This is a genomic window from Castellaniella sp. (genome assembly GCF_034675845.1).
In the GTDB taxonomy this organism is placed as follows: Bacteria; Pseudomonadota; Gammaproteobacteria; order Burkholderiales; family Burkholderiaceae_B; genus Castellaniella.
In genome coordinates, this window is sequence record NZ_JAUCCU010000001.1 from 1,960,271 (window position 1) to 1,973,253 (window position 12,983).

Consider the following 12,983-nt stretch of genomic DNA (forward strand, 5'->3'; position numbering starts at 1 on the left):
TTCAGGTAGATGGAGTCTGGGGTGCTTCGGACCAGTAGCCGGTCGGCCCGCCGCAACTGCCCGGTGCGTGCAGGAACGAGGCGCTGCCCCAGGCCAGGGCGTGCACGAAACCCACCAGGACGGCGCCATCGGAGGTCTGTATCGAACCGGAAAACCAGGCAGCCCGCAATTCGTCGGCCAGGGGCGTGTCGTTTTTTACGTTCTGGTACAGCGCCTGCAGGCGGGAGAGTTTTCCCTGGTCTTCGAGTGCATGCAGAATGCGCTGCGCCATGCCGCGATCCAGCGCTTCCGGGGGGCGTCCGCAGAGTTCGGCGCTGAACTGAATGAACGTGTCGAGCGGCATCGGGACGTCTTGCGCCCATCCGGCCTTAGGCAGTCCCAGCGTTAGCGTGGAAAGAGTGCCCAACATCAGGGAGCGGCGTTGTGTATCCATGCAGATGCCCGTCTTTGGTAGAAGGGCGGCTGGATGCCGACCCCAGGTTCATGATAACCCGAGGTGGCCGTGCTTTCGCATTGATGAAGCCCGTTGCAGCTAGGGTGCGGTCCTCTGAATGTGATCATTCAGAGCACTGATGGGCATTTTGGCGCGTTCATCTGGTTCTCCATGCAAAATAGGCATAGTTTGAACGGATGAGCAAATAAACCCGCTTACGTTCTTGTTTTGCTGTATTCGATAGAATACAACTGCTCATGTACACGACTGAGGCTGCCTCGCAGCTGGGCGTGTCGCGCGTACAGTTTTCCCGGTTCATCAACGGGCGGTCTGGCGTGAGTGATGCCAAGGCGCGGGCAATGATCGTGTGCAACGGCATCGCGCGGGCCATCGACTACTGGCGCGAGGTATCGGACTAGCTTGACAGACACTGCTTCAGGCTCTTGAAAAATGGCTACTCGAGCCCGCCTTGCCGCTTCCAGCGTTTCAAATCCAGATATAGCCGACGCGCACTTTCCTGGTAGCCATCCAGGGTGAAGTGCACCAGATCCTTGCCGACCAGGCCGCGTGCTTGCCAATCCAGCATGGGGCAAGCCCCCCCCATGGCGCTTTCCCAATCCCAATAAAGGGTGTGCTGGGATTTGGCCACGGTTAATTGGGCCTGTTTGACCGCTTTGTGATGCGGTGGTCGCCGATGGGCACAAGGCAGATGATCGTCCGTGGCAGCTTGTAGGGCGTCGGGGGCGGCAATCAGCAAAACGGCTGCTTGGGGCAGTGCGTTACGCACGGTGCGGATGCCGGCTGTCAGTGATGCTTGCAGGGCAGTTAGGTCCAGATCCGGGTCAAAAGATTCGTTTGTGCCATAGGCGATGATGACCAAATCAGCCTGGGTGGCGGTCAGGTTGGGCCGGCCAGTCGGCCTGCCATTTGGCCCAGATGTCTTGACGTGCCCCATTGCTGCCGATGGGTGAAACCAATACACCGTGCTGAGTGTCTTTTTCTAGCCAAATACCCCCGAGTTCAGTTTTTTCGGCGTCAGGGGCTGTCAAGGTAAAGGGCAGTTGCACCAAGGTGCTGACATAGGCCCAGCCGCCAATCGGTTCGGTCTTGGTCTGGGGGGCGGCCAGGGTGTAGCGACCTGCGCGGCTGCTGACGTGCAAGGCCTGGGCATCGGCCGTTTGGCGCAGCAGCAGCGTCGCCCGGTAACGCTGGGTGTTCGGCTGGTGGCTATCGACCCGTATCCAAGCGTTTTTCTTGCTGGCCCGGGCAATATAGCCGCCCAAGGGAAAATGGTTGGATGTATCGGTGCGGCTGCTGGTGAGCTGCCAGTCTTTCGACTGAGTTTTGACTAGGCTGTGTCCCATGCCGCGTACATTCATGGGGGTGATCCAGCCGATGCCGGCATCGCCCATGTCGGCTTGCAGGCGTGACCGCAAGCCCTTGGTGAATGTATCGGATGCCGTGTGTGAATCACCCAGTTGGACAATGCGTAAGAGGCGGCCTGCCTGCAGGTGTTGTTTTAAGGCGGTGGCATGAGGGTCGCCAAAATCTTGCAGGCCCAGGTGATGGGTTGGGCGCTGGTAGTCGGGGGGCGGTGAAGGAACGCGGCGTGGTGTCAGCGATTCTGGGGGGGGCGGGGCCGAGCAGCTGGCAAGCAGTAGCAGGCTGGTGCTGATGCTTGCCAGAGCAGCCCATCGGGCCGTGTGATGCCGTAATGAAAACATGGAAAATGCAGTGGTTTGGTTTCAATCTTGTGGTGTGTTGGGGGCTGGTCCCTGAATGCGTGTCAAAATAGCCTGAGACAGCAGTTTTTGCCCCGTGACGGTAAAGTGTACGCCGTCGTCGATACGCACTTTGACCTTTTTGTGGTCGATATCGGCGTATGCATTAAATTTGCCGGCGGTCTGGCCCAGGGCTTGGTTGCTGTCGATAATGATTCCTTGGGCGGCGTCTACCTCGGTGGCATATAGCGTGTTCAGATATCGCATGCCATCGTCCAGTTTTTTGTTTTTCATGACAGGGGCTTGCAGCCAGATGATGGTGGCTTGGTGGGCGCGGGCTGTATCCAGCAGGGTACGGATACGGGCACGGTATGCGGTTTCCCAGGCTTCGGATTTGAATTTGGCATAGGGTTGGCCTTTTTCTACGGCAAAGGCCCAAGGGTCGTTGGGCCCTAAAAACACCACCATCAAGCGGATATCCGGGTATTGATCAAATGTGGTTTCTACTGTTTTGGGCCAGTTGAAAAAGCCGGGGTAGGCCAGACCGGTGCTTTGTTTGCTCAGGTCCAGGCTTTCGATGCCGTATTCTTTGGTCAGAACACGGCGCACATGCGGGGCCACGCCTTGCATCATCGAATCCCCCACAAAGAAGACACGGTCTGTTTTATTCAATACGATGGTTTCATGGGGCGTTGCCGCGTTGACAGACTCTGGAAAAACTGGGTCTGGCTCTGTTTCAGGGTTGGCCTGGAGTGGGGGGAAATCCTGTGTGGCCAAAGGGGTTTCGGGGGCCAAAACGGGTTCTGAGGCCAATGTCGGGACAGTAGCCAGGGGGGGGTCTGAGGGCAGAATGTCCGCTGTGCCAGCATAAAGGTTTGAAGCTAAGTCTGCTGTGGGGTGGAGGGCTGGTGCTGTCTGCCACAGCAAGGGGAGGATCTGCGTGGCGTGTGTGTCAAATTGCTGCCAACGCTCGACCCAGGCTTGTCGCTTGGCGTCCATGCCCTGTTGCCATTGCGCACCCAATTGCCCGATGGGCCCGGCCGACCAGGCGCTCCAGGGTGGTTCCTGGTGATAGGTTTGGCGCCAGTATTCGTCGATTGACCCTTGCATCAGCCAAGCCAGACCGATCGCCACCGAAAGCAGCGTGACAAACAGGCCCGACAGGGCCCGGCCCAATGGGGTTGCTGTAGGTAGAGCGGGCGGGGTGTCGGGTTTAGAAGCTGGCATAGATAAATGAGGGTATCCCCGGGGGAGATAAAAACAGGGCTAGCCAGACCAGCAGGCCAATGGGCAGGGGCAGAACGGCCCAGTGCAGACGATGGACATGATCCAGCCCCCACTGTGTCCCCTGCGCTAGCAAGGGATAAAGCCGTAATACGATCCATAGGCCAAACAGATACAAGGGTGAATTGAATTGCAGGGTCTGGCTGTAGTGGGTGCTGAGGGTGTTCAGAAAAGCCAGGCTCTGGGTCAAATCTGTGCTACGGAAAAAAATCCAGGCGATGGAAACCAGCAAAAACGTGCTGGCATTGGCCAGCACGGGCATGGTGTTTTGCACCCGGTCGCGGCCCAGCCAGCGGTCGCCCATGTTCAGCAGCACCATGCCCAGGCCGTGGATACCGCCCCAGATCAAGAAGTTGGCACTTGACCCGTGCCACAGCCCCGACAGCAACAGGGCAATCATCAAATTGACCTGAGTACGCCACCAACCCAGGTGTGACCCCCCCAGGGGGATATACACATAATCGCGTATCCAGGTGGACAGACTAATGTGCCAGCGTTCCCAGAAATGGCGCAGGTTGCTGGCCAGATACGGCGCACGAAAATTGACCGGCAGCTTGAACCCCAGCAGCAGGGCCAGGCCCGTGACTAGGTCGGTATAGCCTGAAAAATTAAGGTATAGCTGCCATGAATACGCCAGCAAGCCCAGCAAGGCATCCAGGGCGTGGTAGCCGTCCGGGTCGGCAAATACCGGGTCGGCCCAGGCATTGGCCAGCCAGGCGCCCAGGCAGACTACTTTGGCGATGGCCAGCGCAATTAGCAACAGACCTTTTTGGTATTGCATCAGTTGCCGTGGGTTCTTACAGTCGATTTGTGGCAAAAAGACCTGGGCGCGGTTGATGGGTCCTGCCACGATGCTGGGGAAAAAGGCTAGGTAAAGGGCCAAGGTCGGTAGGGATACAGCCTGGATTTCTGCCCGCTGCAAGGCGACCAGATAGCTGATGGAATGAAAGGTATAAAACGAGATCCCTAGCGGAACCATAATCTGGATAGCAGGAATCCAGGAGGTCAGACCCGCTGCCATCAAGGCGGTATTGATGCTGTCGCGAAAAAAATCAAAATATTTGAAAATCGCCAGATTCAGGGTGGCCAGCGTCAGGGCCAAGATCAGAGCCAGGCGGTTCTTTCCCCGCGTGCGCACAATGGCATGACCGCAGGCATAGATGCCCAGCGAATAGGCAATGACCATCAAGACAAACCACGGGTGGGCACTGGCCAAAATGAAATAGCTGGCGGCCAGCAACAGGACATTTTGTACGTCGGGCCAACGCACACAGCTCCAGTACAAAACCAGGAACAGCAAGAAAAAACTGGAAAACTCCAGTGAAAGAAAATTCATGAAAAATTGCGCAGCCAAGTGGCCGAAAGATTGTAAGAGAAAACAGGCTAAACTCGGATGGCAGCAGGTTAAGAAAAAAGCTGATGACGGTCAATCTCTGCGTGGGGCCTTAGGGAACTTCTGGTCGGGGGCCGATCTCAATGTCGGGTTTGAGCACCTTGAAGCCGCGCTCGATGTCGGCCAGAGACTTGTAGCGACTCACCACGTCCTGTGGCGATAGGTCCGGGACATTAGTCACCAGCAGCAGTTTGCCATCCATGGCGCGCGCCAAGGCCAGTGCCGACTCGTCGATCTGATAGGTGAAGAGTTCGCTTTTGAGATCTACCCGGATGATGCATCGCAGATGCAGTTCAGTTACGGGGGGTTTATGGCTCGGAAGTATGCATTATTATTCTGAGGCTGATAAATAAAATCAGTTAGAGAACAGCCTGTTCATTGGATCGATATGCGTCATCAAGGTCAAATTACTACATGGAAGGATGACAGAGGGTTTGGCTTCATCGCACCCAGCGGTGGTGGGGAACAAGTCTTCGTACATATCAACTCATTTTCCAACCGACTGCGTCGGCCGGAGATAGACGAGTTCGTTACCTACGAACTCGGTGCTGATGCTAAAGGTCGCTCTCAAGCGAAAGCGGTTGCGTTTATTGGTGAGCGGGCCACGATGTCCAAAGCATCGGGACGCAGTGACCTTCTTGCTGTACTTGCTGTGTGTTTTTTGATTTTGATTGCTGGTGCTGCTCTTGTAGGCTGGATTCCCAACGCTGTGCTCGCGCTTTATATCGTTGCAAGTATTGTTGCCTTCCTCTCCTACGCCAGGGATAAATCTGCTGCCTTACGGCATCAATGGCGAACCCGAGAAAGGACATTGCACTTATTTGCCCTTCTTGGTGGCTGGCCTGGCGCCTTGATCGCGCAGAGGCTACTTCGGCATAAGTCGTCCAAGGTTTCCTTTCAAGTCATTTTTTGGGCGACTGTCGTGCTTAATTGTGGAGCGCTTGGCTGGTTGTTGTCGCCCTTGGGTGCTGAGATCTTGAATGAGCTCTTTGCTATCCAATTGTGATTCTACAGAATGGCCAAAAAGCCTTCTTAGTTGGCCTTGGGCTTCTTGCAGCATAAGAGCATGGTATCCAACACCGTGGCTGCTGCGCAGCCGGGCGTGTGCTGGATGTGACGGCTGCGCAGCGTCGTCAGTGCAGCGTCTCCGGGCCGAGGCCGAGGCCGCCGCTGGGATGGGGGTCATCCGCGCTGTACTCGTCGATGTGCAGGCTGGGCGCACCCTGCGCGTTTTCCCAGAGGCGCAGGGGCACGCAGGTTTGCAGCCGGACAATGGCCTGGTGGATCAGCGCGGCGTGCAGGTCGTGACCAACGCCCGAGGCGATATCCAGGGTCACGTCGCCCTGCAGTTCCGCCAGGCGAGCATGGACTTGGCGTGCCTGATCCATCGGCGCAATGCGGTCCTCCGCGCCGTGCAGCAGATGTAGTGTTGCCGTTCGCGGCGCATCGCTGGGCAGCGTGGCAAAGCGCGTGGAAAACAGGATCGCCCGGCCCGCCAGGTCCGACGTCGCACACACGGCTTCCAGTGCCACGGCGGCGCCTTCCGAAAAACCGACCAGCGCCGTCTGCTCGCCGTCCAGGCCGTGCTGGCTCTGCCAGGCGGCGATGTCGGCAGCTATCGCGGTGGCGGCGGCCGAGATCAAGCCCACATAAGCGTCCGCATCCGGGGCCGCCTCGGCAATCCAGCGGCGTGTGTCGCCGTCGCCGAAAGGCCCGTAGGGCTGGATGATCACGGCCTGCGGAAAGCCTGAACGGATGGCTGCAACCAGGTCCAGCATCTGGCCGGGCTCGGCGGATTCGCCATGCAGCAGGATGAACAACTGGGTCGGCGAGCCGTCGGCAGGCAGGATGAGCAGCGGATCTGGCCTTGCATCAGGGGGATTGGACATGGAAGACTCCGGGGCACAGACAGGATTCATGGTATCACCAGCGTTTCACCCCAGTCGCCCCCTCCAGACGACATTAAGCCCAACCGAAAACGATTGGGCTTAATGTACTTGGTGGTGCAGTCGGTCCCTGAATCACAACGCGTTCTCCATGCGGGATAGGCATGATTTGAATGGACGGGTAAAGATTGCTTGCAAGGCATCTGTAGATTGCATTGATCCCAAGACGGGACTATCATCCTCTTATGAGAGTGATTGCCGTCACCACCCTGCGAAAATTCTGGGAAAGCCATCCAAGTGCAGAGCAAGCACTCAAGGCGTGGTTTGACGAAGCTATCCAGGCCAAGTGGATGCAGCCAGCTGATGCCAAGGCTCAATATCGTAGTGCCAGTGTGCTCAAAAACCGGCGCGTCGTCTTCAATATCAAAGGAAACGACTATCGGCTGATCGTTGCCATTGCCTACAAATTAGGCATCGTCTACATCAAGTTCATCGGCACCCACGCTCAATATGACAAGGTCGATGCTGAAACCGTAGAAATGGAGTGAACCATGGAAATCCGTCCTATTCGTACTGATGCAGATTACAAGGCTGCGTTGAAGGTCATTTCCCGCCTGATGGAACACGACCCAGACATCGGCACTTCGGATGGAGACCGTCTGGATGTTTTGACGACGCTCGTGCAGGCGTATGAAGCCAAGAACTTCCCAATTGATCTTCCTGATCCAGTCGAGGCGATCAAGTTTCGTATGGAGCAGGGGGGGCTTACCCCCAAAGACCTGGAGCCCATGATAGGCCAGCGCAATCGTGTTTATGAGATCCTCAATCACAAACGATCCTTGACCCTGCCGATGATCTGGCGACTGCATAAGGGCCTTGGAATACCGGCAGAGAACTTGATCCAGCCAGTTGCTTTGCGCGGATGAATTTCGGATGCACAATCCACCTCACCCGGGCAGCCTGAGTTCCGGACGATCTCGAGACCAGCAACAAGGACAAAGAGGAGGAGGGATCCGTAACGCGAATTCGTCCCATGGTAGTTCGCAGTATCGGTAAATATGGAGTGGCAGAGAGTTTCTGCAGCGCCACCCAACGGTAGTCCTCTCATCCTGCTTATTGTGCAAATCAAGGTATCAAGGCATGGATAGAGAGTAAATCACCCACATCCTGGCATGACACTGAGGGAAGGCGTAAGCAGTGCATCTTCCCCATTATTCCCAGGCGGCGAGATTCATGACTAAATCTTGGTCATGAGTATTCCACGGCAACAGCGCCTCGATTTCGTCCTCTGTTTATAAGCCTCCGATGAACGCATCTTGGCTTGTATGACACTGTGGTGGCGCAAGAATTGTGATGCTTGGCAGTGCGCTGTTCAGTAATGGTAACGCCCCTGCAGAAACTCGATTCGATCAACTTTTACCAGATAGACACAGCGATGCTCTTGTGTGATCCGTCGCGACCAGACATCTGAGCCGAGATACTTCAGCGGTTCGGGATTGCCGATGCCCTTGAATGGGTCGTCCACGACTGCTTTGACCAGCCCCAGCAATCGCTTGGCAGTACGCCGTTCAGTTTCGACCCAATAGCTTAAGTCTTCCAGGAATTCAGGTTGAAAGACTGCAATGCGCTTGGCTTCAGTCTTGGAGGCCATAGCGCTTCTCGAGGGTGTCGGTAGTCGTGGGCGCGAGATCGCCGGTTCGGGCGCGCGCCAGGGCTGCGAGCAAGCGTTCTGCGTTTTTTGGCGAGCGTAACAGATGTGCAGTCTCTAGCAGACTTTGCAGCTCGTCGGCAGCGATCATGGCGACTGCATCGCCCGAGCGGCGGCGCACCACGACGACTTCTCGGTCATTCACTGCACGGTCCATTAATGTTTTGAGCTGCTCGCGTGCCTGGCTGTAAGTGGTTTCAATGGTCATGACGGACTCCTTTAGCTGTACAGTATTATTGTACAAATTCATTGTATGCTGACGGATACATTACGCGCAACTTGCATGATCAAACCGGTAGGGGATTCATGAGGCGGGCTACTTTGACGTGGGCTGTCTCCAGGCGGATCGCCAGCTTGAAGCTGATTGCAGCCTTGCCGTTAAGCACTCGTGAGAGGGAATGGCGAGATACGCCCAGTTTTTCAGCGGCTTCACTGACGGTGAGGTGTAACGGTACGATGACGTCTGCCTTTAGAGTCATGCCGGGATGCTGTAGATCGAAGCCTGGCAGGTTCATCTCTGCGTGGGTCAGCGCATCCCGGTGGCTGACCTTGCCAGCGCCCTGCGGTTTTACCTCCCATGGGAGATGATCTCGGCAGCTGTTTGGCCGTGTGCGGCGTAGGCTCGACCTGGTAGGTTTTCCCGTCGGTGGCAGTGGTTGCAAATTCCGCAACCACTGAATCATGGTCTTTTTCATTCGGGTTGAGGCTGTTGCGGTAGTCAGCCACGATATTTTGCGGCTAGGTGTTTTCGGACTTCCACAACAGACAGCGCCTGCTCGGGGGCATTCGTGCAATTCCTCAGAAAGGGTTCGCTGCATTGTGGAGTCAGCCATAGTATGGTCAGGCTATCAAGTCATCGATGTCAATTACAAGTGGCAGTATCTTTCCCTGACGTGAGATGCGTGTTGCCATAGACGGCGTTGCGCATCCCTATAATTCAATACTGAGGGGATCAATATGGTGAAGATGATGATTGGGGCCGTGGCCCTTGCGGCGCTTGCTGGTTGCTCGACTTATTCGGTCAGTAGGTATGCCATTTCTGCAGATAATGTCGTGGCGTTGCGGTCATTGCAGGGGCAGACGGTAGGCGTTGGCGAGTTCACATCATCACCGAAGAATGAGAAGACAGGGGCGGATCTTGCCGAGATCATGTGCAGAGGTGTCGGTCCGATCAAGACGTCGGATGGGGAGTCGTTTGCGAGCTACATCAAGAAGGCGATGGTCGACGAGATGAAGATGGCTGAAATCTACGCGCCCGACGCAGCCACTGCAATTTCAGGCAACCTTGATGCCGTTGATTTTTCATCGACAGGGGGGCACTGGGACATGCGGCTGACGCTGAAGTCGAGCAATGGCAGATCAATGAGCCTGACAGAGTCTTACCCCTATACGACAAGTTATTACGGAGAGACAGCCTGCAATCAGACGGCCCAGGCGCTTATGCCTGCCGTACAGGACTTGGTTGGTAAGGCGGTGAGCTCAGCTGAGTTCAAGACTTTGGTAGTCCAGTGAGGTGGTTTGGCGCTAGGGGCTGAAAATCCGGGGCTGTGGTTGGAGTTGCGTACCGTTTCCATAGTGGTTTCCCTCTCCAACTGGGCGGCTTGGAGCCCGCATAAATGCTGGCTATCACCCCTTGTTGTGCCAAGAGCTCAACCCTCAAACCCCCGCCAACACTGGCGCACACGACAAAAAGCCCAACCGAAAACGATTGGGCTTGATGTACTTGGTGGTGGAGTAGGGGCCTGAATCACAACGCATTCTCCATGCGAAATAGGTATGGTTAGAACTGCCGGGTAAAGGACAGGACCGATATTGCGTCGTGTATCTATACAAGATACAATGCCGTATGATCAAAAGCTTTCGACACAAAGGCGTTGAGCTGTTCTTCGAGACAGGGTCGAAGGCGAAGATTCAGGCCGCTCATGCTTCTCGCTTGCAGCGTCAGCTGATGGCGTTGAACCGCGCTACCAGGCCAGAGGACATGGATGTGCCAGGCTGGCGGCTGCATCCGCTGAAGGGTCTGGAGCTACGGGGGCACTGGTCGGTCTGGGTCAATGGCAACTGGCGCCTGACCTTTGCCTTTGATGGGCAGGACGCCATTTTGGTCGACTATCAGGATTATCACTAGGAGCGCATGCATGCGGATGCACAACCCACCTCACCCAGGCAGCCTGCTGAAAGAAGACGTGCTGCCAGCGTTGGATCTCACCGTGACCGAAGCTGCCACGCAGTTGGGCGTGTCGCGTGTACAGTTTTCCCGGTTCATCAACGGGCGGTCTGGCGTGACGCCAGAGCTTGCTTTGCGTCTGGCCAAGTGGATACCCGCCCCGACAGCCATCATGTGGTTGCAGATGCAGGCTGACTATGACTTGTGGCAGGCCGAACACTCTGGGCGTGTGCTGGATGTGACGGCGGCGCAGCATCATGCGCAGGCATAGCTAGATGTGAGGCCGGGCAATCGGCTCATTTCTTTCTGCGCTCGATTTTTCCTGTTCCTAGTCCCTCTGCATTCAATCGGCTGACGACCGGCTGCCCAGTGCTTTTCTCCAACTGCAGGCGGGCTGCCTTGGCGGTTTGTGCGCCTTCGGCGGCCACCGTAGCGCTCTCGGCCAGGCCCTGGGGGTTGCGCACCAATGAGATATCCGTGGCAGCCACTTCGGCCAGCATGTTCAGCACCAATTCGGTGTTGGTCATGTTGTCACGCAGGTTTTCTTTTTTCAGCCCTTTGTGCTGCTTGTATTCACGGGTGCTCAGGTCGCTCCAGACGCGGCTCATCAGGTCCGTCAGTGCCGCATATTCTTGCCCTTGCTGCACACCTGCCTTGTCCTATTCATCGGTCAGGCGTTGCTTGCCGTCGGCTGCTTGCATCTTCAAACCGTGACAGCCTGTCACGGTTTGATTGCCTTCTGCTTTCAGGCGCTGCTTGAGCTTGCGCCAGTAGGCAGTTGCATCTACGCTTTCCGTGAGGACGGCAACAATATCCACCACCGAGAACCACCACTTCTCGTGGTCTGTATCCCATTCGGCCCGGACCTGGTGGGTGTCAAAGAGTTTGATTTTGTCCGTCATGGGCGTGCATCCCCGATTGAACCCGTCAGGATTTCCGACAACTTGGCTTGCGGATTGCTCTGATGTCGATGGCCCGCCTTCTCCGATAGGGGCCCCGTCACCTTGCCCGCACCCGTATGATGCCCAATCATATCGTCCATCCGCGCGTGTTCTCCTTTCACCGCATCCCAGCACCAGCATCTTGCCACTGGCCAGTCGCACCAGGTAGTCCGGGACGTATTTGCGCTTGCTGTCATGTCACAGATAGTAGATCTGGAATCCCAAGTGAGCGTTCTTGGCGTAGGCTGCTGTGACGTCCTCGCGGACTTCCTGCCGTTTGTCTGTCATCTCGTTGGGCAGGGTAATGCTGAATTGCTGGGTTGAACGCATGGCTGATTTTCCCTGTCAATGGATGTGGGATTAAATCCTATAGTGAAAGGCTCATGATGACCAGTGCTTGTGAGCTATCGGGTGCTATTCTCATGACGCTGTTGACGCTGCGTTGATGTGATATTACGGGAGGGTACTCATGGCAAAGGGAAAAACGCAGGAGTCCGATCTTTCCTCCGTGGATCTTTTTGATCAAATTGATGCGCTGACGGTAGAGGATTATGCTGCAGCACTCGATGAGATTTTGCCAAAAATAACTCGAAGTCAACTGGCCATGCTGGTTGGTCATGCATCGGCGGCTCTCCAAGTGATGACCATGGCCCAGATCGCCGCTTTGGGCGGTTACGATTCCTACGGAACAGCAAACCTACAGTATGGTCGCCTTGGTCGCTTGTTTGCCATATATTTCGGAATTAATGGTTTGCCAAATCAGGTGCAGGCCCTTGCTTACGGCATCGGTACAGGGAAGGTGGGGCAGTTTCAATGGGGTGTGTTGCCTCAGCTTTTTGGTGCATTAGTGCAGCGTGGCCTAGTCAGACCGCACTGCGGAGATCTCGAGTTACTTGCTGATCTCGGCGTCGAGGTAGAGCACGATGCTGACGTGGTGGACTACCAGTATGTTGGCGCAGCCCTTGAGCTCGCTGATGACCCTTCGGTACAGAGCATGTCGGAAACCGAGCGTAGGACGCTAGTCAACGCACGTATCGGTCAGGGTGCTTATCGACGCAAGCTGCTGCAACTGTGGGACGGAAAATGTGCAGTGACTGGGTGTGATATTCGAGCTGTCCTTGTTGCATCTCATGCAAAGCCGTGGGCGCTATCCCATCATGGGGAGCGGCTTGATGAGTACAACGGTCTTCTGCTTTCTGCTGTATTTGATCAGCTCTTTGATGCAGGGTTGATTTCGTTTTCTGACAGTGGGGAAGTCCTATTTGCTCCATCAGTATCGGAGGCATCGCTTGCGCTGCTTGGCGTAGGTCGTGGGTGTCGTCTGCGAATGGTGGCAGAACGGCATAAGCCATATCTTCGTGCGCACCGAAAGTTTTATGGGTTTCCTGGATAATCTGACCTTCGTTGGAAGGCTACTTGCAGTTTTCAAGGAATATCTTCAGTAGATCCC

Annotated in this window: 20 protein-coding genes and 1 pseudogene; 8 read left to right on the plus strand and 13 right to left on the minus strand. The window is 55.9% G+C overall.

Annotated features, from left to right (window positions below; genetic code table 11):
• Position 1: 1 nt before the first annotated feature.
• Entirely contained in the window at positions 2-433 is a 432-nt protein-coding gene (locus tag VDP81_RS09440) for a sugar dehydrogenase complex small subunit (protein ID WP_323012143.1), read from the minus strand.
• Positions 434-690: 257 nt separating this feature from the next.
• Here VDP81_RS09440 and VDP81_RS09445 point away from each other — a divergent pair, with 257 nt between their 5' ends.
• Complete coding sequence (locus VDP81_RS09445) at positions 691-852, plus strand: hypothetical protein (RefSeq protein ID WP_323012144.1); 162 nt, start codon at positions 691-693, stop codon at positions 850-852.
• Positions 853-887: 35 nt separating this feature from the next.
• Here the strand turns inward: VDP81_RS09445 and VDP81_RS09450 are convergent, their stop codons facing one another.
• From VDP81_RS09450 to VDP81_RS09470, 5 genes and pseudogenes are all read right to left on the minus strand, one after another.
• Entirely contained in the window at positions 888-1,313 is a 426-nt protein-coding gene (locus VDP81_RS09450) for a hypothetical protein (RefSeq protein WP_323012145.1), read from the minus strand.
• Between the two features lies 1 nt (position 1,314).
• Positions 1,315-2,157 carry a hypothetical protein gene (locus VDP81_RS09455; RefSeq protein ID WP_323012146.1) on the minus strand — a complete coding sequence of 281 codons (843 nt, stop codon included), beginning with the start codon at positions 2,155-2,157 and terminating at the stop codon, positions 1,315-1,317.
• A gap of 21 nt (positions 2,158-2,178) precedes the next feature.
• Positions 2,179-3,381: an SGNH family hydrolase gene (locus VDP81_RS09460; protein WP_323012147.1), complete on the minus strand. Its 1,203-nt coding sequence runs from the start codon at positions 3,379-3,381 to the stop codon at positions 2,179-2,181.
• A complete protein-coding gene (locus VDP81_RS09465) occupies positions 3,368-4,774 on the minus strand; it encodes an MBOAT family O-acyltransferase (RefSeq protein WP_323012148.1) in 1,407 nt (468 codons plus the stop codon). The genes VDP81_RS09460 and VDP81_RS09465 overlap by 14 nt, the downstream gene beginning before the upstream one ends.
• 127 nt (positions 4,775-4,901) lie before the next feature.
• Positions 4,902-5,132, minus strand: a pseudogene (locus VDP81_RS09470) (IS1634 family transposase); the annotation flags it as partial.
• Between the two features lie 87 nt (positions 5,133-5,219).
• Here VDP81_RS09470 and VDP81_RS09475 point away from each other — a divergent pair.
• Positions 5,220-5,837 carry a cold shock and DUF1294 domain-containing protein gene (locus VDP81_RS09475; protein ID WP_323012149.1) on the plus strand — a complete coding sequence of 206 codons (618 nt, stop codon included), beginning with the start codon at positions 5,220-5,222 and terminating at the stop codon, positions 5,835-5,837.
• A 127-nt stretch (positions 5,838-5,964) separates the two neighbouring features.
• On the opposite strand, the gene ypfH is transcribed toward VDP81_RS09475, so the two are convergent.
• Positions 5,965-6,720 carry an esterase gene (gene ypfH / locus VDP81_RS09480; RefSeq protein WP_323012150.1) on the minus strand — a complete coding sequence of 252 codons (756 nt, stop codon included), beginning with the start codon at positions 6,718-6,720 and terminating at the stop codon, positions 5,965-5,967.
• Between the two features lie 242 nt (positions 6,721-6,962).
• On the opposite strand from ypfH, the gene VDP81_RS09485 reads away from it, so the two are divergent.
• Together VDP81_RS09485 and VDP81_RS09490 are read left to right on the plus strand one after the other, a co-directional pair.
• Entirely contained in the window at positions 6,963-7,265 is a 303-nt protein-coding gene (locus tag VDP81_RS09485) for a type II toxin-antitoxin system HigB family toxin (protein ID WP_322996084.1), read from the plus strand.
• A gap of 3 nt (positions 7,266-7,268) precedes the next feature.
• Positions 7,269-7,643 (plus strand): transcriptional regulator, encoded by a 375-nt coding sequence (locus tag VDP81_RS09490; RefSeq protein WP_322996085.1) that lies wholly within the window; start codon positions 7,269-7,271, stop codon positions 7,641-7,643.
• A 446-nt stretch (positions 7,644-8,089) separates the two neighbouring features.
• Here the strand turns inward: VDP81_RS09490 and VDP81_RS09495 are convergent, their stop codons facing one another.
• From VDP81_RS09495 to VDP81_RS09505, 3 genes are all read right to left on the minus strand, one after another.
• Positions 8,090-8,368, minus strand: a complete 279-nt coding sequence (locus VDP81_RS09495) for a Txe/YoeB family addiction module toxin (protein ID WP_322996086.1) — start codon at positions 8,366-8,368, stop codon at positions 8,090-8,092.
• Positions 8,352-8,633 carry a type II toxin-antitoxin system Phd/YefM family antitoxin gene (locus tag VDP81_RS09500; protein WP_322996087.1) on the minus strand — a complete coding sequence of 94 codons (282 nt, stop codon included), beginning with the start codon at positions 8,631-8,633 and terminating at the stop codon, positions 8,352-8,354. Before VDP81_RS09500 ends, VDP81_RS09495 begins: the two co-directional genes overlap by 17 nt.
• A gap of 79 nt (positions 8,634-8,712) precedes the next feature.
• Positions 8,713-9,120, minus strand: a complete 408-nt coding sequence (locus tag VDP81_RS09505) for a HigA family addiction module antitoxin (protein ID WP_323012151.1) — start codon at positions 9,118-9,120, stop codon at positions 8,713-8,715.
• Positions 9,121-9,382: 262 nt separating this feature from the next.
• On the opposite strand from VDP81_RS09505, the gene VDP81_RS09510 reads away from it, so the two are divergent.
• The 3 genes from VDP81_RS09510 to VDP81_RS09520 all read left to right on the plus strand — a co-directional run bounded on the left by VDP81_RS09510 (position 9,383) and on the right by VDP81_RS09520 (position 10,863).
• A complete protein-coding gene (locus VDP81_RS09510) occupies positions 9,383-9,937 on the plus strand; it encodes a hypothetical protein (RefSeq protein WP_323012152.1) in 555 nt (184 codons plus the stop codon).
• 334 nt (positions 9,938-10,271) lie between these two features.
• On the plus strand, positions 10,272-10,553 hold the full coding sequence (locus tag VDP81_RS09515; protein WP_322996090.1) for a type II toxin-antitoxin system RelE/ParE family toxin: 282 nt from the start codon (positions 10,272-10,274) through the stop codon (positions 10,551-10,553).
• 10 nt (positions 10,554-10,563) lie between these two features.
• Entirely contained in the window at positions 10,564-10,863 is a 300-nt protein-coding gene (locus VDP81_RS09520; RefSeq protein WP_322996091.1) for a HigA family addiction module antitoxin, read from the plus strand.
• Positions 10,864-10,888: 25 nt separating this feature from the next.
• On the opposite strand, the gene VDP81_RS09525 is transcribed toward VDP81_RS09520, so the two are convergent.
• The 3 genes from VDP81_RS09525 to VDP81_RS09535 form a co-directional block, all read right to left on the minus strand.
• Positions 10,889-11,239, minus strand: a complete 351-nt coding sequence (locus VDP81_RS09525; protein ID WP_323012153.1) for a hypothetical protein — start codon at positions 11,237-11,239, stop codon at positions 10,889-10,891.
• Positions 11,240-11,251: 12 nt separating this feature from the next.
• Positions 11,252-11,494, minus strand: coding sequence for a hypothetical protein (locus VDP81_RS09530; protein ID WP_323012154.1), 243 nt, complete (start codon positions 11,492-11,494; stop codon positions 11,252-11,254).
• A 237-nt stretch (positions 11,495-11,731) separates the two neighbouring features.
• Positions 11,732-11,863, minus strand: a complete 132-nt coding sequence (locus VDP81_RS09535) for a hypothetical protein (RefSeq protein WP_322996093.1) — start codon at positions 11,861-11,863, stop codon at positions 11,732-11,734.
• A 139-nt stretch (positions 11,864-12,002) separates the two neighbouring features.
• Here VDP81_RS09535 and VDP81_RS09540 point away from each other — a divergent pair, with 139 nt between their 5' ends.
• Positions 12,003-12,926: an HNH endonuclease gene (locus VDP81_RS09540; protein WP_322996094.1), complete on the plus strand. Its 924-nt coding sequence runs from the start codon at positions 12,003-12,005 to the stop codon at positions 12,924-12,926.
• Positions 12,927-12,983: the final 57 nt, after the last annotated feature.

What these genes read in the sequence shown, in the direction of transcription:
- VDP81_RS09440 (WP_323012143.1), bottom strand. Translation starts at nt 433, where the DNA reads ATGGATACACAACGCCGCTCCCTGATGTTGGGCACTCTTTCCACGCTA.
- VDP81_RS09505 (WP_323012151.1), bottom strand. Translation starts at nt 9,120, where the DNA reads ATGAAAAAGACCATGATTCAGTGGTTGCGGAATTTGCAACCACTGCCA.
- VDP81_RS09465 (WP_323012148.1), bottom strand. Translation starts at nt 4,774, where the DNA reads ATGAATTTTCTTTCACTGGAGTTTTCCAGTTTTTTCTTGCTGTTCCTG.
- VDP81_RS09490 (WP_322996085.1), top strand. Translation starts at nt 7,269, where the DNA reads ATGGAAATCCGTCCTATTCGTACTGATGCAGATTACAAGGCTGCGTTG.
- VDP81_RS09455 (WP_323012146.1), bottom strand. Translation starts at nt 2,157, where the DNA reads ATGTTTTCATTACGGCATCACACGGCCCGATGGGCTGCTCTGGCAAGC.
- VDP81_RS09540 (WP_322996094.1), top strand. Translation starts at nt 12,003, where the DNA reads ATGGCAAAGGGAAAAACGCAGGAGTCCGATCTTTCCTCCGTGGATCTT.
- ypfH (WP_323012150.1), bottom strand. Translation starts at nt 6,720, where the DNA reads ATGTCCAATCCCCCTGATGCAAGGCCAGATCCGCTGCTCATCCTGCCT.
- VDP81_RS09530 (WP_323012154.1), bottom strand. Translation starts at nt 11,494, where the DNA reads ATGACGGACAAAATCAAACTCTTTGACACCCACCAGGTCCGGGCCGAA.
- VDP81_RS09500 (WP_322996087.1), bottom strand. Translation starts at nt 8,633, where the DNA reads ATGACCATTGAAACCACTTACAGCCAGGCACGCGAGCAGCTCAAAACA.
- VDP81_RS09475 (WP_323012149.1), top strand. Translation starts at nt 5,220, where the DNA reads ATGCGTCATCAAGGTCAAATTACTACATGGAAGGATGACAGAGGGTTT.
- VDP81_RS09445 (WP_323012144.1), top strand. Translation starts at nt 691, where the DNA reads ATGTACACGACTGAGGCTGCCTCGCAGCTGGGCGTGTCGCGCGTACAG.
- VDP81_RS09515 (WP_322996090.1), top strand. Translation starts at nt 10,272, where the DNA reads ATGATCAAAAGCTTTCGACACAAAGGCGTTGAGCTGTTCTTCGAGACA.
- VDP81_RS09535 (WP_322996093.1), bottom strand. Translation starts at nt 11,863, where the DNA reads ATGCGTTCAACCCAGCAATTCAGCATTACCCTGCCCAACGAGATGACA.
- VDP81_RS09460 (WP_323012147.1), bottom strand. Translation starts at nt 3,381, where the DNA reads ATGCCAGCTTCTAAACCCGACACCCCGCCCGCTCTACCTACAGCAACC.
- VDP81_RS09485 (WP_322996084.1), top strand. Translation starts at nt 6,963, where the DNA reads ATGAGAGTGATTGCCGTCACCACCCTGCGAAAATTCTGGGAAAGCCAT.
- VDP81_RS09495 (WP_322996086.1), bottom strand. Translation starts at nt 8,368, where the DNA reads ATGGCCTCCAAGACTGAAGCCAAGCGCATTGCAGTCTTTCAACCTGAA.
- VDP81_RS09510 (WP_323012152.1), top strand. Translation starts at nt 9,383, where the DNA reads ATGGTGAAGATGATGATTGGGGCCGTGGCCCTTGCGGCGCTTGCTGGT.
- VDP81_RS09520 (WP_322996091.1), top strand. Translation starts at nt 10,564, where the DNA reads ATGCGGATGCACAACCCACCTCACCCAGGCAGCCTGCTGAAAGAAGAC.